21 protein-coding genes are annotated in these 24,329 nt (G+C 73.5%); 20 read left to right on the top strand and 1 reads right to left on the bottom strand.

Annotation, left to right across the window (positions count from 1 at the left end; all coding sequences use genetic code 11):
* Positions 1 to 270 precede the first annotated feature (270 nt).
* The 17 genes from pyrR to ACH47X_RS11905 all read left to right on the top strand — a co-directional run bounded on the left by pyrR (position 271) and on the right by ACH47X_RS11905 (position 20,817).
* The gene (gene pyrR, locus ACH47X_RS11985; RefSeq protein WP_397404491.1) at positions 271 to 963 is read left to right on the top strand and encodes a bifunctional pyr operon transcriptional regulator/uracil phosphoribosyltransferase PyrR; all 693 of its coding nucleotides are present in this window, start codon (positions 271 to 273) and stop codon (positions 961 to 963) included.
* Complete coding sequence (locus tag ACH47X_RS11980; RefSeq protein WP_397404489.1) at positions 960 to 1,979, top strand: aspartate carbamoyltransferase catalytic subunit; 1,020 nt, start codon at positions 960 to 962, stop codon at positions 1,977 to 1,979. The genes pyrR and ACH47X_RS11980 overlap by 4 nt, the downstream gene beginning before the upstream one ends.
* Positions 1,976 to 3,337, top strand: coding sequence for a dihydroorotase (locus ACH47X_RS11975; RefSeq protein WP_397404487.1), 1,362 nt, complete (start codon positions 1,976 to 1,978; stop codon positions 3,335 to 3,337). Before ACH47X_RS11980 ends, ACH47X_RS11975 begins: the two co-directional genes overlap by 4 nt.
* Positions 3,334 to 3,957: a PH-like domain-containing protein gene (locus ACH47X_RS11970; protein ID WP_397404485.1), complete on the top strand. Its 624-nt coding sequence runs from the start codon at positions 3,334 to 3,336 to the stop codon at positions 3,955 to 3,957. The genes ACH47X_RS11975 and ACH47X_RS11970 overlap by 4 nt, the downstream gene beginning before the upstream one ends.
* Positions 3,958 to 3,965: 8 nt before the next feature.
* The gene (carA, locus tag ACH47X_RS11965; RefSeq protein ID WP_397404627.1) at positions 3,966 to 5,291 is read left to right on the top strand and encodes a glutamine-hydrolyzing carbamoyl-phosphate synthase small subunit; all 1,326 of its coding nucleotides are present in this window, start codon (positions 3,966 to 3,968) and stop codon (positions 5,289 to 5,291) included.
* Entirely contained in the window at positions 5,291 to 8,680 is a 3,390-nt protein-coding gene (gene carB / locus ACH47X_RS11960) for a carbamoyl-phosphate synthase large subunit (RefSeq protein WP_397404483.1), read from the top strand. The genes carA and carB overlap by 1 nt, the downstream gene beginning before the upstream one ends.
* Complete coding sequence (pyrF, locus tag ACH47X_RS11955) at positions 8,677 to 9,576, top strand: orotidine-5'-phosphate decarboxylase (protein WP_397404481.1); 900 nt, start codon at positions 8,677 to 8,679, stop codon at positions 9,574 to 9,576. Before carB ends, pyrF begins: the two co-directional genes overlap by 4 nt.
* Before the next feature lie 288 nt (positions 9,577 to 9,864).
* Positions 9,865 to 10,176, top strand: a complete 312-nt coding sequence (mihF, locus tag ACH47X_RS11950; RefSeq protein WP_020015403.1) for an integration host factor, actinobacterial type — start codon at positions 9,865 to 9,867, stop codon at positions 10,174 to 10,176.
* Between the two features lie 31 nt (positions 10,177 to 10,207).
* On the top strand, positions 10,208 to 10,774 hold the full coding sequence (gmk, locus tag ACH47X_RS11945; RefSeq protein WP_033325942.1) for a guanylate kinase: 567 nt from the start codon (positions 10,208 to 10,210) through the stop codon (positions 10,772 to 10,774).
* 92 nt (positions 10,775 to 10,866) lie between these two features.
* Positions 10,867 to 11,202 carry a DNA-directed RNA polymerase subunit omega gene (gene rpoZ / locus ACH47X_RS11940; RefSeq protein WP_020015401.1) on the top strand — a complete coding sequence of 112 codons (336 nt, stop codon included), beginning with the start codon at positions 10,867 to 10,869 and terminating at the stop codon, positions 11,200 to 11,202.
* 63 nt (positions 11,203 to 11,265) lie between these two features.
* The gene (gene coaBC, locus ACH47X_RS11935; protein ID WP_397404478.1) at positions 11,266 to 12,552 is read left to right on the top strand and encodes a bifunctional phosphopantothenoylcysteine decarboxylase/phosphopantothenate--cysteine ligase CoaBC; all 1,287 of its coding nucleotides are present in this window, start codon (positions 11,266 to 11,268) and stop codon (positions 12,550 to 12,552) included.
* 58 nt (positions 12,553 to 12,610) lie between these two features.
* Entirely contained in the window at positions 12,611 to 13,801 is a 1,191-nt protein-coding gene (gene metK / locus ACH47X_RS11930) for a methionine adenosyltransferase (RefSeq protein ID WP_397404476.1), read from the top strand.
* Positions 13,802 to 13,978: 177 nt separating this feature from the next.
* Positions 13,979 to 16,519: a primosomal protein N' gene (locus ACH47X_RS11925; protein WP_397404474.1), complete on the top strand. Its 2,541-nt coding sequence runs from the start codon at positions 13,979 to 13,981 to the stop codon at positions 16,517 to 16,519.
* Positions 16,516 to 17,181: an HAD family hydrolase gene (locus ACH47X_RS11920; RefSeq protein WP_397404473.1), complete on the top strand. Its 666-nt coding sequence runs from the start codon at positions 16,516 to 16,518 to the stop codon at positions 17,179 to 17,181. The genes ACH47X_RS11925 and ACH47X_RS11920 overlap by 4 nt, the downstream gene beginning before the upstream one ends.
* A gap of 111 nt (positions 17,182 to 17,292) precedes the next feature.
* Complete coding sequence (locus ACH47X_RS11915; protein ID WP_397404471.1) at positions 17,293 to 18,255, top strand: hypothetical protein; 963 nt, start codon at positions 17,293 to 17,295, stop codon at positions 18,253 to 18,255.
* A 4-nt stretch (positions 18,256 to 18,259) separates the two neighbouring features.
* Positions 18,260 to 19,240 carry a methionyl-tRNA formyltransferase gene (gene fmt / locus ACH47X_RS11910; protein ID WP_397404469.1) on the top strand — a complete coding sequence of 327 codons (981 nt, stop codon included), beginning with the start codon at positions 18,260 to 18,262 and terminating at the stop codon, positions 19,238 to 19,240.
* Positions 19,237 to 20,817, top strand: a complete 1,581-nt coding sequence (locus ACH47X_RS11905) for an RsmB/NOP family class I SAM-dependent RNA methyltransferase (protein WP_397404467.1) — start codon at positions 19,237 to 19,239, stop codon at positions 20,815 to 20,817. The genes fmt and ACH47X_RS11905 overlap by 4 nt, the downstream gene beginning before the upstream one ends.
* 152 nt (positions 20,818 to 20,969) lie before the next feature.
* On the opposite strand, the gene ACH47X_RS11900 is transcribed toward ACH47X_RS11905, so the two are convergent.
* Positions 20,970 to 21,398 carry a DUF1761 domain-containing protein gene (locus tag ACH47X_RS11900; protein ID WP_397404465.1) on the bottom strand — a complete coding sequence of 143 codons (429 nt, stop codon included), beginning with the start codon at positions 21,396 to 21,398 and terminating at the stop codon, positions 20,970 to 20,972.
* Positions 21,399 to 21,433: 35 nt separating this feature from the next.
* Here ACH47X_RS11900 and rpe point away from each other — a divergent pair, with 35 nt between their 5' ends.
* The 3 genes from rpe (at position 21,434) to ACH47X_RS11885 (ending at position 24,307) form a co-directional block, all read left to right on the top strand.
* A complete protein-coding gene (gene rpe / locus ACH47X_RS11895; protein ID WP_397404463.1) occupies positions 21,434 to 22,096 on the top strand; it encodes a ribulose-phosphate 3-epimerase in 663 nt (220 codons plus the stop codon).
* A gap of 205 nt (positions 22,097 to 22,301) precedes the next feature.
* Complete coding sequence (locus tag ACH47X_RS11890; RefSeq protein ID WP_397404461.1) at positions 22,302 to 23,540, top strand: sensor histidine kinase; 1,239 nt, start codon at positions 22,302 to 22,304, stop codon at positions 23,538 to 23,540.
* A gap of 98 nt (positions 23,541 to 23,638) precedes the next feature.
* The gene (locus ACH47X_RS11885) at positions 23,639 to 24,307 is read left to right on the top strand and encodes a response regulator (RefSeq protein WP_397404625.1); all 669 of its coding nucleotides are present in this window, start codon (positions 23,639 to 23,641) and stop codon (positions 24,305 to 24,307) included.
* The last annotated feature ends 22 nt before the right edge of the window (positions 24,308 to 24,329 follow it).

Raw genomic sequence — 24,329 nt, 5'->3', positions numbered from 1 at the left:
GGGGGTCGGCCGGCAGCAGCGGCAGCGACGCCAACGGTGCGCCACGTGCCAGATGTCGCACTGCGGCAGAAAGATGACGTGGTGCTCATGGCGCTCCGGGTCCGGCGAGTGCTGCCGTGCCCGCGCCGGTGTGAGCAACGCCCCTTCCAACGGGTCGTGACCCCGGCATCTCGCCCCGGCGGAGCGGGTTAAGGTGGTGGCTGTCAGACTCCCTTTAATCCCGTCCAGTGAGGCGGAGAAGGAGGTCGCCAGATGCATCCTGGCAGCCGCATGCCCGAATCCAGCACCACCGCCGGCAGCACCAGCGAGATCCCCAGCGACACCCCGAGCACTGCTCCCGGCACCGGCGCCGCGCGCACCGTGCTCGGCGAGGCCGACATCGCCCGGGCGCTGACCCGCATCGCCCACGAGATCGTGGAGCGTAACAAGGGCGCCGCCGACCTGGTCCTCCTCGGCATCCCGACGCGCGGCGTCCAGCTCGCCGGCCGGCTGGCCGAGCGCCTCGCGCAGATCGAGCCCGCCTTCAGCGGCGAGCACGGCACGCTCGACGTGACCATGTACCGTGACGACCTGCGCCGTCAGCCCACGCGAGCCGTCGGGCAGACGGTCCTGCCGGGCAGCCTGGACGGCACGATCGACGACAAGGTGGTCGTCCTCGTGGACGACGTCCTCTTCTCCGGCCGCACCATCCGAGCCGCGCTCGACGCCCTGAACGACCTCGGCCGCCCCCGCGTGGTCCAGCTCGCCGCGCTCGTCGACCGCGGCCACCGCGAGCTGCCGATCCGCGCCGACTACGTCGGCAAGAACCTGCCCACCTCGCGCAGCGAGCGCGTGCGGGTCCGGCTGGCCGACGTCGACGGGGGAGCCGACGCCGTCGTCATCAGCGGTGCGCCCGCTGCCGCCGAGCACGCCGCCGCCGAGCACGCCGCCGCCGACAACGCCGACGAGAGGAGCGCCCGGTGAAGCACCTCCTGACCACCCAGGGCTTGTCCAAGGACGACGCGATCCTGCTCCTGGACACCTCCGCGCAGATGGCGGCCACGCAGTCGCGCGAGAACAAGAAGCTGCCGACGCTGCGCGGCCGCACCGTGGTGAACCTGTTCTACGAGGACTCCACGCGCACCCGGATCTCGTTCGAGACGGCGGCCAAGCGCCTGTCCGCGGACGTCATCAACTTCTCGGCCAAGGGGTCGAGCGTGTCCAAGGGCGAGTCGCTCAAGGACACGGCTCTCACCCTGCACGCCATGGGCGCCGACGCCGTGGTGGTGCGCCACTGGGCCTCGGGCGCGGCGCACCAGCTCGCGCACGCCGGCTGGCTCGACGCGGCCGTGCTCAACGCGGGCGACGGCATGCACCAGCACCCCACGCAGGCGCTGCTGGACGCGTTCACGATCCGCCGCCACCTGGTCGGCCGGGTGGGTGAAGACGGTCGCGGCACAGACACCTCGGTCGGCGCCGACCTGGCCGGCCTGCGCATCGCGATCGTCGGCGACGTGCTGCACTCCCGCGTGGCGCGCTCGAACGTGTACCTGCTGCACACCCTCGGCGCCGAGGTGACCCTGGTCGCGCCGCCCACGCTCGTGCCGGTGGGCGTCGAGACCTGGCCGTGCCGCGTCTCGTACCACCTGGACGAGACACTCGAGCAGTGGCAGCCGGATGCGGTCATGATGCTGCGGGTGCAGCGTGAGCGGATGTCGGGCGGTTCGGGGGCGTTCTTCCCGAGCCCCATGGAGTACAGCCGCAAGTTCGGGTTCGACGCCCGGCGGCTCGCGGTCCTGCCGGACCACGCGATCGTGATGCACCCCGGGCCGATGAACCGCGGCCTGGAGATCTCGGCGGCCGCCGCCGACCACCCGCGCTCCGTGATCGTGGAGCAGGTGGCCAACGGCGTCGCCGTCCGGATGGCCGCCCTGTACCTGCTGCTGTCCGGCGACACGGGCAGCGAGAAGACCAGCACCGACGAGAGGAACACTCTGTGAGCGCCCCTTCAACCACGACCTACGTGCTGCGTGGGGTGCTTCCCTACGGCACGGACGCGGTCGACGTCGTCCTGGCGGACGGAGTGATCACCACGATCGGGGCGCCCGGCTCTGTCGAGGTGCCCGAGGGTGCCCACGAGGTCCGCGCGGAGGGGCACGTGCTCCTGCCCGGCCTCGTCGACCTGCACACCCACCTGCGCGAGCCGGGCCGGGAGGACGCCGAGACGGTGTTCTCCGGCACCCGGGCCGCCGCGGCAGGCGGGTTCACCGCGGTGCACGCCATGGCCAACACGACGCCGACGCAGGACACCGCGGGCGTCGTCGAGCAGGTCTACCGGCTCGGCCAGGAGGCCGGCTGGGTGGACGTGCACCCCGTCGGCGCGGTCACGGTGGGCCTGGACGGCGAGAAGCTTGCCGAGCTGGGCGCCATGGCCGACTCCGCCGCCCGCGTGCGCGTCTTCTCGGACGACGGCAAGTGCGTGCACGACCCGGTGCTCATGCGCCGCGCGCTGGAGTACGTCAAGGCGTTCGACGGCGTCGTGGCCCAGCACGCGCAGGAGCCGCGCCTGACGGAGGGCGCGCAGATGAACGAGGGCGTCGTGTCCGCGCAGATCGGCCTGACGGGTTGGCCCGCCGTGGCCGAGGAGTCGATCATCGCCCGCGACGTGCTGCTGGCCGAGCACGTGGGCTCGCGCCTGCACGTCTGCCACCTGTCGACGGCGGGCTCGGTGGAGATCATCCGCTGGGCCAAGGGCCGCGGCATCGACGTCACCGCCGAGGTGACGCCCCACCACCTGGTGCTCACCGACGAGCTGGCCCGCGACTACGACCCGGTGTTCAAGGTGAACCCGCCGCTGCGCACCGCGAAGGACGTCGAGGCGGTCCGGGCCGGCCTGGCCGACGGCACCATCGACATCGTCGCCACCGACCACGCCCCGCACCCGGTCGAGGACAAGGACTGCGAGTGGTCCTCGGCGGCGTTCGGCATGACCGGCCTGGAGACCGCGCTGTCCGTGGTCCAGCAGACCATGGTCGACACCGGCCGCATGACCTGGGCCGACGTCGCCCGCGTGCTCTCGCAGAACCCGGCCCGCATCGGGCGGATCGACGCGACGCAGGGCCGCCCGATCGCCGTCGGCGAGCCGGCCAACCTGACCCTCGTGGACGCGGGCGCCACCCGCGCGATCGACGGCCGCACCCAGGTCACGGCCAGCGACAACACCCCGTTCGGCGGGATGGAGCTGCCGGGCCGCGTGGTCGCGACGTTCCTGCGGGGACGCGCGACGGTCCTGGACGGTGCGGTCGTCGGTACCACCAGCAACCCGCAGAACACAGCTCTCGAAGGAGCCGGCCGATGAAGATCCTCGCCGTAGCCCTGCTGATCGCCCTGGCGATCTTCCTCGTGCTGTACGTGACCCTCATCGGCCGACGTCGGCTCGCGCAGCGCACCACGACCGTGGTCCCCGTCCCGCCGGTGGCGCCCACGGCCGACGGCGTCGGCGCCGTCCGCTTCGGCCCCGTCGAGGCCGTCTACGTCTCGACGACGCTGCACGGCGACTGGCTCGCCCGCGTGGGCGCGCACGGGCTGGGCGACCGGGCGCACGCCGTCGTCTCCGTGCACGACCAGGGCGTGCTGATCGAGCGCGACGGTACCGCCGACCTCTGGCTCCCGGTGACCGAGATCCGCAGCACGGGCCTCGCCCCGGGCATGGCCGGCAAGTACGTCGGCGCGGACGGGCTCGTCGTCCTCACCTGGGCCGTCCCGGAGTCCGGTGGCGTGCCCGCGGCCCTGGTCGACACCGGCCTGCGCACGCGCCGCGCCGAGGACCGCGGCGGCCTGGTGGACGCCGTCCGGCACCTGCTGGCCGCCCAGCAGCGCTCGGGCCAGCAGCCCGGCGAGCAGCCCGGCGAGCAGATCGAGCACCTTGACCAGCAGTACCCGCAGCAGCAGTACCCGCACCAGCAGGAGGCCCGGTGACCATCCCGATGACGCCCGCAGACACGCCGGCAAGCACGCCGGCACAGACGCCAGCACAGACGACTACAGCAGCGCTGGTCCTCGAGGACGGCACCACCTACCGCGGCCGTGCCTACGGCGCCACCGGCACGTCGTTCGGCGAGATCGTCTTCTCCACCGGCATGACCGGCTACCAGGAGACGCTGACGGACCCGTCCTACCACCGGCAGATCGTCGTCATGACGGCGCCGCACGTGGGCAACACGGGCGTCAACGACGAGGACCCCGAGTCGGGCCGTATCTGGGTCTCGGGCTACGTGGTCCGCGACCCCGCGCGCCGCGTCTCGAACTGGCGCGCCCAGCGCTCCCTCGGTGAGGAGCTGGCCGCGCAGGGCGTCGTCGGCATCTCCGACGTCGACACCCGCGCGCTGACCCGCCGCCTGCGCGAGGAGGGCGTGATGCGCGCCGGGATCTTCTCCGGCGACGACCTGGTACGCGGCGGCTACCCGCGCCCCGTCGAGGAGCTCGTGGCCGAGGTGCAGGCGTCCCCGCAGATGGCGGGGGCCAACCTGGCCCCCGAGGTCTCCACCCAGGAGGCCTACACGGTGGAGCCGTCCGGCGAGCACGCCGGGCAGCCGCCGGTCGCCACCGTGGTCGCGGTCGACCTGGGCATCAAGGCCATGACGCCGGCGCGGCTGGCCGAGCGCGGCGTGCGCGTCGTCGTCGTGCCCCAGTCCTCGACGATCGACGACGTCCTGGGTGCCTTCGCGGACCTGCCCGACGAAGCCCCCCGCGGCGTCTTCTTCTCCAACGGCCCCGGCGACCCCGGCGCCGCCGGCCACGAGGTCGAGCTGCTGCGCGCCGTCCTGGACCGCGGCATCCCGTTCTTCGGCATCTGCTTCGGCAACCAGCTCCTGGGCCGCGCGCTCGGCTACGGCACCTACAAGCTGGGCTACGGGCACCGCGGCATCAACCAGCCTGTGCTGGACCGCACGACCGCCAAGGTCGAGGTCACCGCGCACAACCACGGCTTCGCCGTGGACGCGCCGGTGTTCGCCGAGGACGGCTCGCCCGCGATCTCCGACGCCCCGCACGACGGCGGCCGCTACGGTCGCGTCGTCGTCTCGCACGTGGGCCTGAACGACCAGGTCGTGGAGGGGTTGACCTGCCTCGACCGGCCCGCCTTCTCGGTGCAGTACCACCCGGAGGCCGCCGCCGGCCCGCACGACGCCGCCTACCTGTTCGACCGCTTCGTCGGCCTGATGACGAACCCGTCGGCCTGGCCGCCCGCCCTCACCACCCAGCCCGCAGCACAGCCCGCCGCAGCACAGCTCAACTCCGAGGAGAACCACTGATGCCTCGTCGTACCGACATCTCCTCGGTCCTGGTGATCGGGTCCGGCCCGATCGTGATCGGCCAGGCCTGCGAGTTCGACTACTCCGGGACCCAGGCCTGCCGGGTCCTGAAGGAGGAGGGCCTGCGGGTCATCCTGGTCAACTCGAACCCGGCCACGATCATGACGGACCCCGAGTTCGCGGACGCGACCTACGTGGAGCCGATCACCACCGAGGTGCTGACCACGATCATCGCCAAGGAGCGTCCGGACGCGCTGCTGCCGACGCTGGGCGGCCAGACGGCGCTCAACGCCGCCATCGCGCTGGACGAGGCGGGCGTGCTGGAGAAGTACGGCGTCGAGCTGATCGGCGCCAACATCCCCGCCATCCAGAAGGGCGAGGACCGCCAGCAGTTCAAGGACGTCGTCACCAAGTGCGGCGGCGAGTCGGCGCGCTCCGAGATCGTGCACACGATCGACGAGGCCCTGAAGGCCGCCGAGGTGCTCGGCTACCCGATGGTCGTGCGCCCGTCGTTCACCATGGGCGGCCTGGGCTCCGGTCTCGCCTACGACGAGGCGGACCTGCACCGCATCGTCGGGCAGGGCCTGCACTACTCGCCCACCACGGAGGTGCTCCTCGAGGAGTCCATCCTGGGGTGGAAGGAGTACGAGCTCGAGCTCATGCGCGACAAGAACGACAACGTCGTGGTCGTCTGCTCCATCGAGAACGTCGACCCGGTGGGCGTGCACACCGGCGACTCCGTGACCGTGGCGCCCGCGCTGACGCTCACCGACCGCGAGTACCAGAAGCTGCGCGACATCGGCATCGCCGTCATCCGCGAGGTCGGCGTCGACACCGGCGGCTGCAACATCCAGTTCGCGATCGACCCGGCCGACGGCCGCATCATCGTCATCGAGATGAACCCCCGCGTGTCGCGCTCCTCGGCGCTGGCCTCCAAGGCGACCGGCTTCCCGATCGCGAAGATCGCCGCCAAGCTCGCCGTCGGCTACACGCTGGACGAGATCCCGAACGACATCACCAAGGTGACCCCTGCGAGCTTCGAGCCCACGCTCGACTACGTCGTGGTCAAGGTGCCGCGGTTCGCGTTCGAGAAGTTCCCCGCCGCCGACGACACCCTGACCACCACCATGAAGTCGGTGGGCGAGGCCATGGCGCTGGGCCGCAACTTCACCGAGGCGCTGGGCAAGGCCCTGCGCTCCATCGACAAGGGCGGCGTCACGTTCCACTGGGACGGCGACGCCCCGACCGGCGAGGAGCTCGCCACGCTGCTCAAGGAGATCGAGCGGCCCACCGAGCAGCGCCTGGTGCAGGTCCAGCAGGCCCTGCGTTCGGTCGGCGTGCCGGGCGGCACCACGCTCGAGGAGGTCTTCGAGGCCACCAAGATCGACCCGTGGTTCCTCGACCAGATCCAGCTCGTCAACGAGGTCGCCCAGCAGGTCGCGACGTCGCCCACGCTGACAGAGGACGTGCTGCGGCACGCCAAGCGGCACGGCCTGTCCGACGCCCAGGTCGCGGCGCTGCGCGGCATGAGCGGCTCCGGCGAGGCCACGGTGCGCGAGATCCGGCACGCCCTCGGCGTCCGCCCGGTCTACAAGACCGTCGACACCTGCGCGGCCGAGTTCGCGGCCAAGACCCCGTACCACTACTCGAGCTACGACTCCGAGTCCGAGGTCGCGCCCCGCGAGCGGGAGGCCGTGATCATCCTTGGGTCGGGACCCAACCGCATCGGCCAGGGCATCGAGTTCGACTACTCCTGCGTGCACGCCACCCTGGCGCTGGCGGAGAAGTACGAGACCGTCATGGTCAACTGCAACCCCGAGACGGTCTCGACGGACTACGACACGTCCGACCGCCTGTACTTCGAGCCGCTGACCTTCGAGGACGTCCTGGAGGTCTACCAGGCCGAGCTCGCGGCCGGCCCGGTCAAGGGCATCATCGTCCAGCTCGGCGGGCAGACGCCGCTGAGCCTGGCCAGGCGTCTGGCCGAGGCCGGCCTGCCGATCCTGGGTACCAGCCCCGAGGCCATCGATGCCGCCGAGGACCGCGGCATCTTCGGCCAGGTGCTGCTCGACGCCGGCCTGCCGGCTCCTGCGTTCGGCACGGCCCGGTCGCTGGCCCAGGCCCGCGACGTCGCCGAGTCCATCGGCTACCCGGTGCTCGTGCGCCCGTCGTACGTGCTCGGCGGCCGCGGCATGGAGATCGTCTACAGCGAGGACCAGCTCACCGGCTACGTCGAGCGGGCCCTGGCCGAGAGCGCGGCGGCCGCCGCGCGCGACGGCGCCCCGGGCACGCTGGCGGCCCCGCTGCTCATCGACCGGTTCCTCGACGACGCGATGGAGATCGACGTCGACGCGCTGTACGACGGCGAGGAGCTGTTCCTGGGCGGCGTCATGGAGCACATCGAGGAGGCCGGCATCCACTCCGGCGACTCGGCGTGCGTGCTGCCCCCGGTGTCGCTGAGCGAGACCGAGATCGCGCGCATCCGCCGCTCCACCGAGGCCATCGCCAAGGGTGTGGGCGTGCGCGGCCTGCTCAACGTCCAGTACGCGCTCGTCAGCGACGTCCTGTACGTCCTGGAGGCCAACCCCCGCGCGTCGCGCACCGTGCCGTTCGTCTCCAAGGCGACGGGCACGCCGCTGGCCAAGGCCGCGGCCCGCGTGATGGTGGGCGAGTCCATCGCCGACCTGCGTGCGGCCGGGGTGCTCCCGGAGCACGACGGCGCCACGCTCGACCTGGGCGCGCCGCTGGCCGTCAAGGAGGCCGTGCTGCCGTTCAAGCGGTTCCGTACCCGCGAGGGTCTGGTCGTCGACTCGGTGCTCGGCCCGGAGATGCGCTCCACGGGCGAGGTCATGGGCTTCGACAAGGACTTCCCGCACGCGTTCGCCAAGTCGCAGGCGGCGGCGTTCGGCGGCCTGCCGACGTCGGGCACGGTCTTCGTGTCGGTGGCCGACAGCGACAAGCGGCACGTGGTCTTCCCGGTCAAGCGTCTCGTGGAGCTCGGCTTCAAGGTGCTCGCCACAGCCGGCACCGCCAACGTGCTGCGCCGCAACGGCATCGAGGCCACCGAGGTGCGCAAGCACACCGAGGGCCGTGGCCCGGACGGTGAGCTGACGGTCGTGGGGCTCATCACCGAGGGGCAGATCGACCTCGTGGTGAACTCGCCGTCGGGCCAGGGCGCCCGTGCGGACGGCTACGAGATCCGCGCGGCGACGACAGCCGCCGACAAGCCGATCGCGACCACGGTCGACCAGCTCGCCGCGGCGGTGCAGGGCATCGAGGCGGTGCTCGCGGGCCCGTTCGAGGTGGCGAGCCTGCAGGAGCACACGGCCGCCACGACGGCGCGGCGCACGGCCGCTCAGGTGGGCGTCGTGGCCGGGGTGACCGCGTGAGCGCGGGCTCCCCGGGCGCTGCCGCGGCCCCGAGCGGAGCGCCGTTCGGTGCGCGCCTGGCCGCGGCCATGGACGAGCACGGGCCGCTGTGCGTGGGCATCGACCCGCACGCGTCGCTCCTGCACGCCTGGGGCCTGCCCGACGACGTCTCGGGCCTGCGGGAGTTCTCCCTGCGGGTCGTGGACGCGCTCGGAGGCCGGGTCGCGGCCTTCAAGCCGCAGGCCGCGTTCTTCGAACGGCACGGCTCGCGCGGCCTGGCGGTGCTGGAGGAGGTGATCGCGGCGGCCCGGGCTGCCGGTTCCCTGACGATCGTCGACGCCAAGCGCGGTGACATCGGCTCGACCATGGGGGCGTACGCCGAGGCGTTCCTGGCGGACGGCTCACCTCTGGCGGGTGACGCGCTGACGGTCTCGCCCTACCTCGGGTTCGGCTCGCTGGCGCCCGCCGTCGAGCTGGCCACGGCCACGGGGCGCGGGCTGTTCGTGCTGTGCCTCACCTCCAACAAGGAGGGTTTCGAGGTCCAGCACGCGGTGCGATCCGAGGACGGTACCGAGCGCGGCACCTCGGTCGCCGCCCTCATGGCGACCCATGCCGCCGTGCTCAACGCGGGGGCGGAGCCCATGGGCTCCGTCGGCCTCGTGGTGGGCGCGACCATCGGCGACGCGGTGGCCGCGACGGGGACCGACCTGGTCGCCGTCAACGGCCCGCTGCTCGCCCCCGGCGTCGGCGCGCAGGGGGCGGGGGAGCGAGAGCTCGCCACGACCTTCGGCGAGGCTCGGCGGAACGTCCTCGCGTCGTCGTCCCGGGCGGTGCTCGGGGCCGGACCGACGCCCGAGGCGCTGGTGAGCGCGGCGCGTGACGCCGCACGGGAGGCGACCGACGCGCTGCGTGGCTGATTTTTTCGGTTGACCGACGCGTTGGACACGGGTTGGACAAAGCGCCCACGATCCCTACGGATCGTGGGCGCTTTGTTGTGAAATGTACTAAATGCCTATTTGCGCGGGTGCATGAGTTTTCACGAAGTGGCGTTCTGCGATTGCCGACCACTGAGGCGATGGCTACTTTCGATGCAGCAGTTCACACCAGACCGGTTGCGGGCCAGGTCACGGACTTGGGCATCGGGCCCGAGCGAGGACCGACGTCCCGAGTCAGAAGGCCGGTCGAGAGACGAGTAGGTGACTTGCGTGGCACTACCACCCCTCACACCCGAGCAGCGTGCGGCAGCACTCGAGAAGGCAGCCGAGGCGCGACGCGCGCGGGCAGAGATCAAGAACAAGCTCAAGTACTCGCAAGGTTCCCTGAGGGAGGTCATCGAGCAGGGCCAGAAGGACGACGTCGTCGGCAAGCTCAAGGTCGTCTCGTTGCTCGAGTCGCTGCCAGGTGTCGGTAAGGTTAAGGCCAGGGCGATCATGGAAGAGATCGGGATCGCCGAGACCCGCCGCGTCCGAGGCCTCGGACCGCACCAGTCGGCGGCGCTCATCGAGAGGTTTGGCTGAGATCAGTACGACACAACCCGCACGGCTGACCGTGCTCGCAGGCCCCACCGCGGTGGGCAAGGGCACGGTCTCCGCCGACGTGCGGGACCGCTATCCGCAGGTCTGGCTCTCCGTGTCGGCGACCACCAGGTCGCCGCGCCCGGGCGAGGTGGACGGAGTGCACTACCTGTTCGTGTCGTCGGAGGAGTTCGACCGTATGGTCGCCGCCGGCGAGATGCTCGAATGGGCCGTGGTGCACGGTCGTAACCGGTACGGGACGCCACGGCGACCGGTGGAGCAGAAGCTCGCCGCCGGGGTCCCCGTGCTCCTGGAGATCGACCTCCAGGGCGCGCGCCAGGTGCGCGACGCTGTGACGGCCTCGGGCCTGGAGGCCCGGTTCGTCTTCCTCGCCCCGCCGAGCTTCGACGAGCTCGTCCGCCGGCTCGTCGGGCGGGGCACCGAGGACTCGGAGGAGCGCGAGCGACGCCTCGCCACGGCGCGCGTCGAGCTCGCGGCCGAGGAGGAGTTCGACGTCTCCATCGTGAACGACGACGTGCACCGTGCCACGGACGCGCTCGTCGCCTTCATGGGTGTGGGTTCCACCACACCGGTCGGCTAGAGGGGCGTGTCGCCTGCCACCTCCGGGTGACAGAGCAGGTAGACTCATTCCTCGGACTTTCCCCCTTCACCCAAGACTTCTGGAGCTTCATCATGGCCGGAACCGTCGCCGCCCCCGAGGGCATCACCGACCCGCCGATCGACGAGCTGCTCGAGCGCATCGACTCGAAGTACGGCCTCGTGCTGTACGCGTCCATGCGTGCCCGTCAGATCAACGCGTACTACTCGCAGCTCAACGAGGGCCTGCTGGAGAACGTGGGCCCGCTCGTCGAGACCCGCAACCAGGAGAAGCCCCTCTCCATCGCGATGCGCGAGATCACCCAGGGCCTCCTCACCATCGAGGAGGTCGACCCCGCCGAGGTGCAGGCGCAGGCCGACGCCGCTGCCGCCGCCAAGGCCGAGCAGTCGCTGCCCGAGTTCCCGGCCTGATCCGGACGTGACGCGCGGGCCGGCTGTCTGCGGGGCACCGTCCCCGTCGAAGGGTGACCACCGATGAGGATCCTCCTGGGCGTCTCCGGTGGCATCGCCGCGTACAAGGCGGTGCTCCTGCTGCGGCTGTTGCGCGAGCAGGGGCACGCCGTGCGCGTGATCCCCACCCGCGCGGCGCTGGAGTTCGTGGGCGCGCCGACCTTCGAGGCGCTGTCGGGCGAGCCCGTCAGCACCGAGGTGTTCGACGACGTCCCCGGCGTGCAGCACGTGTCGCTGGGGCAGCACGCCGACCTGGTGATCGTGGCCCCGGCCACGGCCGACCTGATGGCGCGGGCGGCCGCCGGCCTGGCGGACGACCTGCTGACCACCACGCTGCTGGCCGCGCGCTGCCCGGTGGTGCTCGCCCCGGCGATGCACACCGAGATGTGGGACCACCCCGCGACGCGGGCCAACGTGGCCACCCTGCGCGAGCGGGGCGTGCACGTGATCGAGCCCGCGTCGGGCCGGCTCACGGGCAAGGACACCGGCCCCGGCCGCCTGCCCGACCCGGAGGAGATCGCTCGCGAGGCGCTCTCGCTGATCGACCCCGCGCTGGTCGGGCCTGTCGAGACCCGGCCTGTCGAGACCCCCGCGTCCGCCTCCTCGGCGGACGGGGAGCACCTCGACCTCGCGGGCCGCCGCGTCGTCGTCTCCGCGGGGGGTACCCGCGAGGCGATCGACCCCGTGCGGTTCATCGGCAACCGGTCCAGCGGGCGTCAGGGTGTGGCCCTGGCGCAGGCCGCCGCCGCGCGGGGCGCCGTCGTGACCCTGGTCGCGGCCAACCTCGCGGCGGACGTGACCGACCAGGTGCTCAGCGGGCCGCGCCCGTGCTCCGTGGTGCAGGTCGAGTCCACGGCCGAGCTGCGTGAGGCCGTGCGGGCGGCGGGCGCGGAGGCCGACGTCGTCGTGATGGCTGCCGCCGTGGCGGACTTCCGGCCCGCGGCCACGCCCGACGCCAAGATCAAGAAGGTGCCGGGGCAGGGCCCCGCGCCGATCGAGCTCGTCGAGAACCCCGACATCCTGGCGGAGCTCGCGCACGAGCGGTTGCGGGCCGACCAGGTGGTGGTGGGGTTCGCTGCCGAGACGGGCGACGCCAGCGGCAGCGTGCTGGACCACGGCCGGGCCAAGGCGCGGCGCAAGGGCGCCGACCTGATCGCGGTGAACGCCGTCGGATCCGGGCGTGGGTTCGGCACCGAGAGCAACGAGGTCACCATCCTGGACGGGGCCGGCGACGTGGTCGGACTGGCCTCCGGAACCAAGCGCGAGGTGGCGGACGCCCTGTGGGACGCCGTCGCCAAGCTGCTGCCGTGACCCCCGTCTCACCTGCCAGGATCGACTTCTCGCTGTGCGAGACATTAGGCTGGGCCCCATGAGCGAGCTGCGCCTTTTCACGTCCGAGTCCGTGACCGAGGGTCATCCGGACAAGGTCTGTGATCAGATCAGCGACGCCATCCTCGATGCCCTGCTGGAGCAGGACCCGACGTCGCGCGTCGCTGTGGAGACCATGGTCACGACCGGGCTCGTGCACGTCGCGGGCGAGGTCACCACCGAGGCGTACGTCGAGATCCCGCAGATCGTGCGCGACGTCGTGCGCGGCATCGGCTACACGTCGTCCGCCATCGGGTTCGACGGCGACTCGTGCGGGGTGTCGGTGTCGATCGGGCAGCAGTCGCCCGACATCGCGCAGGGCGTCGACAAGGCGCTCGAGATGCGCGACGACACGAGCGATCTCGACCCGCTGGACGCCCAGGGCGCCGGCGACCAGGGCCTGATGTTCGGTTACGCGTCCGACGAGACACCCGCCTTCATGCCCGTGGCCGGCTGGCTCGCGCACCGCCTGTCGGAGCGCCTGGCCGCCGTGCGCAAGTCCGGCGAGCTGCTGGGGCTGCGCCCCGACGGCAAGACCCAGGTGACCATCGGGTACGACGGCGACCGGCCCGTCGCCGTGGACACCGTGGTGCTCTCCACCCAGCACGACGCCGACGTCCTGCAGGAGAAGCTGCACGCCGAGGTGGCCGAGACCGTGATCGCTCCGGTGCTGGAGGCCGCAGGCCTCGACTGGAGCGGCGCGCGGCAGTTCGTGAACCCGACCGGCAAGTTCGTCATCGGCGGGCCGCAGGGCGACGCCGGCCTGACCGGCCGCAAGATCATCGTCGACACCTACGGCGGCATGGCGCGCCACGGCGGCGGCGCGTTCTCCGGCAAGGACCCCTCGAAGGTGGACCGCTCGGGCGCGTACGCGATGCGCTGGGTGGCCAAGAACGTCGTGGCCGCCGGGCTCGCGCGGCGCTGCGAGGTCCAGGTCGCCTATGCCATCGGCAAGGCGCACCCCGTGGGCCTCTACGTCGAGACGTTCGGCACCGAGACCGTGCCCGTCTCGAAGATCACCTCGGCCATCCACGAGGTCTTCGACCTGCGCCCGGCCGCGATCGTGCGCGACCTGGACCTGCTGCGCCCGATCTACCGGGCGACGTCCACGTACGGGCACTTCGGGCGCGACCTGCCCGACTTCACGTGGGAGCGCACCGACCGCGTCGAGGACCTGCGCAGCCTGTTCTGAGGGCTGACCCCTGGCTGGCTGTTTCTCTGAGGTCGGCACTCGGCATTGAGATCGGTCCATCCCTGGACCGATCTCAATGCAGAGTGCCGACCTCCGCGCTTGGTGCCGATGGCGAGGGGTGGGCGGACCGGGTCGGCGCGCGCCGCGGCTGTGGGTGGCGCGTGGTGGGATAGGGGCGTGAACGGGGACGTGGACCAAGTCGTGCAGGACGGCGTCGTGCAGGACGGCGTCAGGGAGGGCGGCGTCACGGAAGATGGCGTCACCGAAGTTGGCGTCGCGGAGGACGGGGCGCTGCTCGGGCTGGACGAGGTGGGCGGCGCTCCTGCTGGGGACCGGGGACACGGTCGGGGCGGAAAGCGCGCGCGGGGCCCGCTCGACAACGCCGAGACCAACGGCATCCCTATCGCCGAGCACCTGCCCGTCGCCCGCGTCGTGCTCGACCTGCAGCCCGGGCACCTGGACCACCCGTACGACTACCTGGTCCCGGTCACCATGGACGCCGACGCCCAGCCCGGCGTCCGCATCAAGGCGCGGTTCGGGCGGCAGGACGTCGCGGGCTACGTCGTCGCGCGTCAGGAGACCTCGGACCACGACGGCCGGCTCGTGCCGCTGCGGAAGGTGGTGTCCGGCGAGCAGGTGCTGACGCCGCAGGTGCTCGCGCTGTGCCGCGCCGTGGCGGACCGGTACGCCGGGACGCTCGCCGACGTGCTGCGGCTGGCGCTGCCGCCGCGGCACGCGCGGGTCGAGAAGGAGCCCGAGAAGGAGCCCGGGAAGGTGCTCGAGAAGGGGCCCGAGCAGGAAACGGCAGGGAAGGGCGGGGCGGCCGGGCCGGGCGCGAGGTCTGCCGAGACCGCGGATGCTGCGCCCGCCGAGACGGGGCCGGCCGCGGCAGCGGACAGCCCCGCGGTCGTGCCGGACTCCTCCGCGTGGGCCCCGTATCGCGGGGGAGAGGCGTACCTGCGGCGGATCGCGGCCGGCGAGGCTCCGCGGGCCGTGTGGTCGGCGCTGCCGGGCGTGGGGACCGAGCGCGCGGGGGAGGCCACGGAAGCGTCCGCGGTCACCCCGCACTGGGCGGCCGCCGTCGCGCAGGCCGTGCGGGCGTGCACGGCGGGCGGGCGCGGGGCGCTGGTCGTCGTACCGGACGCGCGGGACGCGGAGCGGGTCGTCGCTGCGCTGGAGGACGCTGCGCCGGGGGACGCTGCGCCGGGAAGCACAGCCCTGGAAGGCGCAGGGAGTGCCGAGACCGGGTCCGACGACGTCGTGCGGCTGCTCGCGGACGACGGTCCAGCGCCACGGTACCGGGCGTTCCTGCGGGCGCTGCGCGGTGCGGCCCGGGTGGTGGTCGGGACGCGGGCCGCGATGTTCGCGCCGGTGGCCGACCTCGGGCTGGTGGTGCTGTGGGGTGACGGCGAGGAGACGCTGGCCGAGCCGCACGCACCGTACCCGCACGCGCGCGACGTCCTGGCGCTGCGGGCCGAGCGGGAGGACGCGGCGTTCCTGCTGGGCTCGCCGGGGCGCACCGTGCAGGCGCAGGCGCTGCTCGCGTCCGGCTGGGCGCGCGAGCTGGCCGCGCCCCGCGACGTGGTGCGGGCCCGCGCGCCCCGGGTGCGGGCGCTGACGTCCGTGGAGCTGGCGCGCGACGGCGCCGCCGCCACTGCCCGGCTCCCGTCCGTGGCGTGGCGGGCGGCTCGTGAGGCCCTGGAACGCGGCCCGGTGCTGGTGCAGGTGCCGCGCTCGGGCTACCTGCCGGTCGTCGCGTGCTCGCGCTGCCGCGTCGCGGCCCGCTGCGCGCACTGCCACGGCCCCCTGGGGCTCCCGCACGCCGACGGCGCCCCGCAGTGCACCTGGTGCGGCCGGCTGGCCGGCGGCTGGCGCTGCGACGAGTGCGGGTGGACCGGCCTGCGCTCGGTGCGCGTCGGCTCGGCGCGTACCGCGGAGGAGCTCGGCCGGGCGTTCACGGGGGTACCGGTGCGGTTGTCGGCGGCGTCCGCCCCGGGCGGGGTGATCGACGCCGTCCCGGACACGCCCGCCCTCATCGTCGCGACCCCCGGGGCGGAGCCCGTCGCTGCGCACGGCTACGCCATCGCCCTGCTGCTCGACGCCGCCGTGATGACCGGCGGCACCGGGCTCGCGGCCGGCACGGAGGCGCTGCACCGCTGGCTCGCAGCGGCGTCGCTGGTCCGGCCCGGGCCCCAGGGTCAGGTGCTGCTCGTGGGTGACGGCGCTCCCGGGCCCACCCAGGCGCTGGTGCGCTTCGACCCGGCGGGCTTCGCGGAGCGGGAGCTCGACGAGCGCGCCGGGCTGCACCTGCCGCCCGCGGTCCGGGTCGCCGCCGTGACGGGGGACCGGCCGGCGGTGGACGCCGTCGTCGGACGTGTGGGCCTGCGTGAGGACCTGGGCACGGGGTCGGGCGTGCTCGGACCGGTCGAGCTCGATCCCGACACGCCGGGTCGGGGTGCTGGTGGGCGAGGACCGGGCGGCCGGGGCGGCGCGGCGCCGTCGGGCCGCCGGGAGCAGGGCAGGGGCGCTGGTGGGAGCGCGGGTGGGAGCGCAGCCGGGTTCCAGGCGCTCGACCTGCCCGTACGCACCGTGCTGCGGGTACCGCTCGCCCAGGGTGACGAGCTCGCCCGTAGGCTCAAGGCCAGCCTCGCCGTCCGCTCCGCCCGCCGCGAGGGCGGGACCGTCCGTGTTCAGCTCGACCCGAAGGAGATGCTGTGACCGCAGCCGACCCCGCGCCCCTCACCGACGCCCACGTCCCCGTGACCGATGCCCCCGTGATCGACACGGTCGTGTACGACTTCGGCAACGTTCTGATCGGCTGGGACCCCTTCGGGCCCTACACGGGCCGGCCCCGGGCCGAGATCGAGGCGTTCTTCGAGGCGGTGGACTTCGGCTCGATCAACCACGCAGCCGACGCCGGCACACCGTACGCGGTGCTGCTGGAACGCGTGGGGCGCACCCACCCCGACCACGTCGAGGACCTGCGCCGGTACGTGGAGCACTACGAGCTGTCGCTGACGGGGCCGATCGAGGGCTCGGCCGAGCTCGTGGCCGAGCTCAAGGGCCTCGGCCTGCGCCTGTACGGGCTGACGAACTGGCAGGCCGAGACCTTCCACAGCGCCGAGCCCGCTGCGCCGGCGATCGGGCTCATGGAGGACGTCATCGTCTCGGGCCGCGAGGGCATGGCCAAGCCCGACCGGCGCATCTTCGAGCTCGTGGTCGAGCGGTTCGGCGTCGACCCGTCCCGCGCCGTCTTCGTGGACGACAAGACGGTGAACGTCGACGCCGCCCGCGGCGTCGGGTTCCACGGTGTCGTGTTCACCGACACCGAGACCCTGCGCCAGGACCTGCGCGCCCTGGGGCTGCCGGTCGCGCGGTAGCCGGCCGGTCCTGTCCGGCACGGCAGAGCTCCTCGGTCGGCACCGCAGCAGGGCTTCGGCGACCGGCGAATCATCTCCCGGCCCCGCCCCGGACGGTGTCACGCTCCGGAGATGACCTCGCTGCTCGTGCGGACCGTCCGCACCAACCCGCCGCTGGCTCTGACCGGGCTGATGACCGTCGCGGTGCTCCTGGTGTGCCTGGTCGGGCTGGTGACCGACCCGCGCCAGGTGCTCGGCGAGCCCACCTGGCTCAAGCCCGCGAAGTTCGCCGTCTCGATCTCGGTCTACAGCCTCACGCTGGTCTGGTTCCTCACCTTCGTCCGCGGCCGACGACGCCTCGTCGCCGCCATCTCCTGGATCGTCGCCGCCGCGCTGCTGATCGAGCAGGTGCTGATCATGGTGCAGGCGGCGCGCGGACTGCGCAGCCACTTCAACATGAGCACCCCGCTGGACCAGACCATCTACTTCGCCATGGCGGGCGCCGTCGCCACGCTGTGGGCCACCAACGTGGTGCTGGCCGTCGTGCTGCTCGCCCAGCGGCTCGAGGACCCCGTCCTCGCCTGGGGCCTGCGCGCCGGCCTGGTGGTCGCCGTGACCGGGATGGCCGTCGCCTTCCTCATGACCGACCCCACCCCCGCCCAGCTCGACGCCGTCCGAGCGGGCGGGGACCGCGTGCTGGTCGGCGCGCACACCGTCGGCCCGGTCGACGGCGGGCCCGGCCTGCCCGTGCTCGGCTGGTCCACCGTGGGCGGCGACCTGCGCGTCGCCCACTTCGTCGGCATCCACGCCATGCAGGCCCTGCCCCTGGTCGCCTGGTTGCTCGCCGCCCTGCCCGCCACCTGGCTCACCGTCCGCGACCGCACCCGCCTGGTACAGGTCGCCGGCGTCGCCGGCCTCGCCGTCGTCCTGCTGCTGGCCTGGCAGGCGCTGCGCGGGCAGCCCCTGACGGGACCGGACGCCCTGACGGCAGGGACGGCCGCCGTCGTGGCGCTCGCGGCCCTGACCACAGCCGGGGGTGTGGTGCTCGTCGCCCGGCGCCGAGCCGCGGTGAGCGAGGCGGCACACCTAGACTGACCTGGTGCGTCTTCTCTTCGCCGGAACCCCTGAACCCGCCGTCGCCTCCCTGGAGGCCCTGCTCGGCTCGCGCCACGAGGTGGTCGCCGTCCTGACCCGCGCCGACGCGCCGTCGGGCCGCGGCCGCAAGCTCACGCCCAGCCCCGTGCGGGCGAGGGCCGAGGAGGCCGGCCTGCGCGTCATCACCGACGTCCCGCGCGGCGACGAGTTCGTGGCCATGCTCCAGGAGCTGGAGATCGACGCCGCCCCCGTGGTCGCCTACGGCCACATCCTGCGGCCCGCCGTCCTGGCCGTACCCCGCCTCGGCTGGGTCAACCTGCACTTCTCCGTGCTCCCCGCCTGGCGCGGCGCCGCTCCCGTACAGCGCGCCGTCATCGCCGGCGACGAGGTCACCGGCGCCACCACGTTCCTGCTCGACGAGGGCATGGACACCGGCCCCGTGCTCGGCACCACCACCGAGACCATCCGGCCCACCGACACGTCCGGCGACCTGCTGGCCCGCCTCGCCGGCTCGGGCGCCCAGCTCCTCGTGTCCACCCTCGACGCCCTCGAGGACGGCACCCTCCAGCCCCAGCCCCAGCCCGCCGACGGCGTCTCCGTGGCCCCCAAGCTCACCACCGACGACGCCCGCGTGCTCTGGACCGACCCGGCGCTCGCGGTCGACCGGCTGGTGCGTGGCTGCACGCCCGCTCCGGGCGCGTGGACGCTGCTGCCGGACGGCTCCCGGCTGGGCCTCGGGCCCGTCTCGCCACGTCCCGAGGTGACCGACCTGACCGCCGGTGAGGTGCGCGCCCTCAAGCACGAGGTGCTGGTCGGCACGGCCACGCACGCCGTCGCGCTCGGAGAGGTGCGGCCCGTCGGCAAGAAGGCGATGCCCGCGCCCGACTGGGCCCGCGGCGGCGGCCGCGCGCTGGTCGAGGCGGGGCTCGTGCTGGGCGGGGCGGCTGCTGCCACGACGTCCACGACGACGGGGGCCTCCGCATGAGCGGCTACGCCGGCGACCCGGACGGTCGTGGGGGTCAGGGCCGTGGGGGTCACGAAGGCCGCGGCGGCCGCGGGTACGGCGACGAGCGCCGTAGCTCCGCGGGACGGCAGCGCTCGGCGGCCCGTTCCAGGGGCGCCCGGTCGACGACGTCGCAGGCGCCGTCCGAGCGCCGCAAGCGGACGGACCAGGCCCGGACGGCCGCGTTCGACGTGCTGCGCGAGGTCGACGAGTCCGACGCGTACGCCAACCTGGTGCTGCCCCCGCTGCTGCGCGAGCGGCGCATCCGCGGCCGGGACGCCGGGTTCGCCACCGAGCTGACCTACGGCACGCTGCGCCTGCGCGGCCGGTACGACGCGATCCTGGCCACGTGCGTGGACCGGCCGCTGTCGGGCCTGGACGGGGCGCTGCTCGACGTCCTGCGCCTGGGCGCGCACCAGCTCCTCGGCATGCGCGTGCCCGTGCACGCGGCGGTCTCCGAGACGGTCGGCCTCGCGCGCAACCGGGTCGGCGCGGGTCCCGCGCAGATGGTGAACGCGGTGCTGCGCCGGGTCTCGGAGCGGACCCTGGACGAGTGGCTGTCCGTGCTCGAGAAGGAGGCGCCGGACGCCCTGAGCGGCCTCGCGAGCACGCAGTCGCACCCGCTGTGGATCGCCCGCGCGCTGCGCGAGGCGCTGGCGGGCAACGGTCGCGCCACCGACGAGATCGGTGACCTGCTCGCCGCGGACAACGCCGCCCCGCGGGTCACCCTGGTGGCGCGGCCCGGCCTGACCGACGCCTCCGACGAGGACGCCTGGGGCGACGCCGACCTGGTCGCGGGTCGCTGGGCGCCCACCGCGCTGCGGCTGGAGGGTTCGGACCCGTCGGGCATCCCCGCGATTCGCGACGGCCTCGCGGGCGTCCAGGACGAGGGGTCGCAGCTGGTCACCCTCGCGCTGGCCGGGGTGCCCGTGGACGGTGCCGACAGCCGGTGGCTGGACCTGTGCGCGGGCCCGGGTGGCAAGGCCGCCCTGCTCGCGGCGCTGGCCGCGCAGCGGGGCGGGAAGCTGGTCGCCAACGAGGTGGCGCCCCACCGCGCCCGCCTGGTCGCCAGGGCGCTGGCCGCGCTGCCCGAGGGTGTGGTCGAGGAGGTGCGGATCGGCGACGGGCGTGAGGTCGGCGCCGAGGAGCCCGGGGCGTACGACCGGGTGCTGGTCGACGCGCCGTGCACGGGGCTCGGCGCGCTGCGTCGTCGGCCCGAGAGCCGGTGGCGGCGGACGCCGTCCGACCTCGCGGCCCTGACCGGCCTGCAGCGCGAGCTGCTCGCGTCGGCGCTGGACGCCGTCCGGCCCGGGGGAGTGGTGGCCTACGTGACGTGCTCGCCGCACCTGGCCGAGACGCAGCTCGTGGTCGCCGACGTGCTCAAGAAGCGCGACGACGTCGAGCGGCTGGACGCGCCGGCCGCGGTGCGTGCGGTGGTGCGGCCGGCGGCGCGCGAGGAGGACGAGATCCCGCTGGGGGAGCGCGACGACGTGCAGCTCTGGCCGCACGTGCACGGGACGGACGCGATGCACCTGACGCTGCTGCGCCGTACGGCGTAGGGCCGCTGCTCGATCTGCGTCCCGGAGGGATGCTTCGCGCACGAGCTGCGTTGCGGGGAGTCGACAATGTCCACTCTCCGCAACGCAGCTCGCAGGACTGTCTCTTGTCCGGGCCCGCGGCGGCGCCGCGCGCGTCGGCCGGTTGATCGGACCTACACGCCCGCCGGCGGCCACACCCCGATGATCACGGACATGACCAGGATCGTCACCAGCTCGTGCGCGAGGTTCAGAGTGGTGAGCGCGGGCGGGCGGCCCTCGAAGGCGTCGTGCGTGATCATCCGGGCTGCCGTGAAGCCGATCCAGAGCAGCACGCCGGTCACGACCGCCGCGCTGAAGAAGCTGCCCTCGTAGAACCGCCAGGCGATGAAGACGGCGCCGGCCAGTACCCACGCTGTCAGGAAGCTGACGATCACCGTGACGACGATCGGCCAGACGCCTCTCGCCTCGGCCGCCTTTCGGTCTACCTTCGCCAGGCGCATCCAGCGGGTGCCGAACACCCGGGGCGTGTACCAGACCGAACCCACGACGAGCGTGGAGAGCGTCGCCACGATCACGGCCCAGTAGTTCACATCGGGGATCATCGTCGCTCCTGTCCGGTGGCCTCTAGGCTGGCATCATGGCAGCACTCATCGCCCCCAGCATCCTGTCCGCCGACTTCGCGAACCTCGAGCGGGACCTCGGCAAGATCGCCTCCGCCGACTACGCGCACGTCGACGTCATGGACAACCACTTCGTGCCGAACCTGACGCTGGGGCTGCCGATCTTCGAGCGGCTCGCCAAGGTGTCGCCGATCCCGCTCGACGCCCACCTCATGATCGAGGACCCCGACCGCTGGGCGCCCGCGTTCGCGGAGGCCGGGGCGGCGTCGGTCACGTTCCACGCGGAGGCCGCGCAGGCGCCCGTCCGCCTGGCCCGGGAGCTCCACCGGCTCGGTGCGCGGGCGGGTGTCGCGCTGCGTCCGGCGACCCCCGTGGAGCCGTTCCTCGACCTGCTGGCCGAGGTCGACATGATCCTCGTGATGACGGTCGAGCCCGGGTTCGGCGGGCAGTCGTTCATTGAGGGCACGCTGCCCAAGATCCGCCGCGCGCGGCAGGCCGTGAGCGAGTCCGGGCTCGACGTCTGGATCCAGGTCGACGGGGGAGTGTCGCGGGACACGATCGAGCGGGCGGCCGACGCCGGCGCGAACGTCTTCGTGGCCGGTTCCGCCGTGTACGGGGCCGAGGACATCCCGGCGGAGATCGCCACGCTGCGTGAGCTGGCGGACAAGCACACGCACTGACCGGCGTCCGACCGGCGTTCTGACCAGGGTTCCCAACGCCGTCGGGCCGCACCCGCCGAGTGTCGGGCTGGAGAAATAGTGTGCCAAGCGCGTGTTATGCACCCCAGACCGGTCAGCGGAGACCTCACCAACCGGCCCCGGCGGGGAGTCCAGTTCGTACTTCTGGCCGATCCCGTGGGGGCGCCCGCGCTCGTAGCATGAGGCCGTGTCCGCCATCCGATCGGTCTGGGACGAGCCGCGGCCCGCCGACCCGCCCGCACGGGCGTGGTGGGACTGGGCCGTGGTCGGCGTGTTCGTCGGCGCCGCGGTGATCGAGGGGATCGCGCGCCCCGACCTCCCCGGGCGCTGGCTGCAGGTCGCCACGGTCGTGGTGCTCGCGCCGACCCTGCTCTGGCGTCGTGCCCACCCGCTGCTGATGGTCGCGATCGCGTTCGTCGCCTCCGGGATCCCGGCCGTGCTCCTGGGCCGGGAGCTGGACCTCGCGGCCGGCGTCTTCCAGCTGGTGCTGGCGTACGCGCTCTTCCGGTGGGGGAGCGGGCGTGCCATGGTGCTCGGCGGCGCGCTGATCCTGGCCAAGCTAGGCGTCAACACGGCCCTCGGCTACCAGGGCTGGTCCGACGTCGCCGCAGGGCTGGTGATCCTCTCCGCCGCCTTCGCGCTCGGGCTGGCGTTCCGCTACCGCGCCGGTGCCCGGCGCCGCGAGCGCGAGCAGGTCGTCCTGCTGGAGCGCGAGCGCCTGGCCCGGGACCTGCACGACGTCGTCGGGCACCACGTCTCGGCCGTGGCCGTCCGGGCGCAGGCCGGGCTCGCGGTGTCCCGCACCGATCCCGCGGCCGCGGCGGAGGCCCTGCGGGTCATCGAGGGCGAGGCCACCCGCGCCCTGGCCGAGATGCGCACCCTGGTCCGGGCGCTGCGCTCGGACGAGGCGCCGGCAGCCGGCGCCGCGGGCGACGCCACGACCAGAGCGCCTGCCGACCGCACCCCCGGCCCCACGCTTGCCGACGTCGAGCGCCTCGCAGACGCCGGGCCGCCGCCCGTCCGCGTGGTCATCGAGGGCGACCCCGCCCGGGTGTCGGCGGCGGTCGGCTCCGCCGTGCACCGCATCGCCCTGGAGTCGGTCACCAACGCTCGCCGGCATGCCCGCGGGGCTACGGGGATCGCCGTCCTGGTCACCGTCCGGGACCAGGACGTCCGGCTCCACGTGTCCGACGACGGCGCAACCCCGGCGCGGCCACCGCGCGACGGGTACGAGCCGGTCGGGTACGGGTCCACAGGTTATGGGCTGGCCGGGATGCGCGAGCGTGCCGTGCTGCTCGGCGGCACGCTGGCCGCTGGTCCCGACGTCGCGGGCGGGTGGGCCGTCGAGGCGGTGCTGCCGCTCTCGGGCCCGGCGGGGGCCGGTGCCCCGAGAGCCAGGCAGTACCGGCCAGGTAGGCCCGCGTGAGCGTGTACGGCGCGTCCGCTGACCTCGAGCCCGCTGACGCCGCGCCCATCACCGTGCTCGTCGCGGACGACCAGGAGATCGTGCGCACCGGCCTGGCGATGATCCTCGACGCGCAGCCCGGCATCGAGGTGGTCGCCCAGGCAGCGGACGGGCGGACGGCTGTCGAGCTCGCGCGCCGGCTGCGGCCCGACGTCAGCCTGCTCGACATCCGGATGCCCGGCCTGGACGGGATCGAGGCCACGGCGCTGCTGGCCGGGCGCGGGGTGGCCGACCCGCTCGCCGTCGTCGTCATCACGACCTTCGACCTGGACGAGTACGTCTACGCGGCCCTGCGGGCCGGCGCGCGCGGGTTCCTGCTCAAGGACGCCGGTGCGGCGCTCCTGGCCCAGGCCGTGCGGGCCGCGGCGGCCGGGGACGCGCTCATCGCGCCGAGCGTGACGACGCGGTTGCTGCGGGCCTTCGCCGACTCGGCCCCCGCGGGCGGGGCGGGTGGGTCAGGCGGGTCCCGCTGGTCCGGCGTGGGCAAGGCTGCTTCCGACGGCGGTGTCCCGCAGCCGCTCGACCCGCTGACGGCCCGCGAGGAGGAGGTGCTCCTGGCCGTGGCCCGCGGCCGGACCAACACCGAGATCGCGCGCGAGCTGTTCGTCACGCTCAGCACGGTGAAGTCGCACGTCGCCAACCTGATGACGAAGGTGGGTGCCCGCAACCGCGTCGAGGTGGCGCTCTGGGCCTACGACACCGGGCGGGTGCGGCCGGGGCAGTCTTGACCCTGTCCGCCCGCCGGCCTCG

Origin of the sequence: Promicromonospora kroppenstedtii, from assembly GCF_044389675.1 — a bacterium.
In the GTDB taxonomy this organism is placed as follows: Bacteria; Actinomycetota; Actinomycetes; order Actinomycetales; family Cellulomonadaceae; genus Promicromonospora; species Promicromonospora kroppenstedtii.
This window is presented reverse-complemented; position numbering and strand designations above follow the sequence as displayed.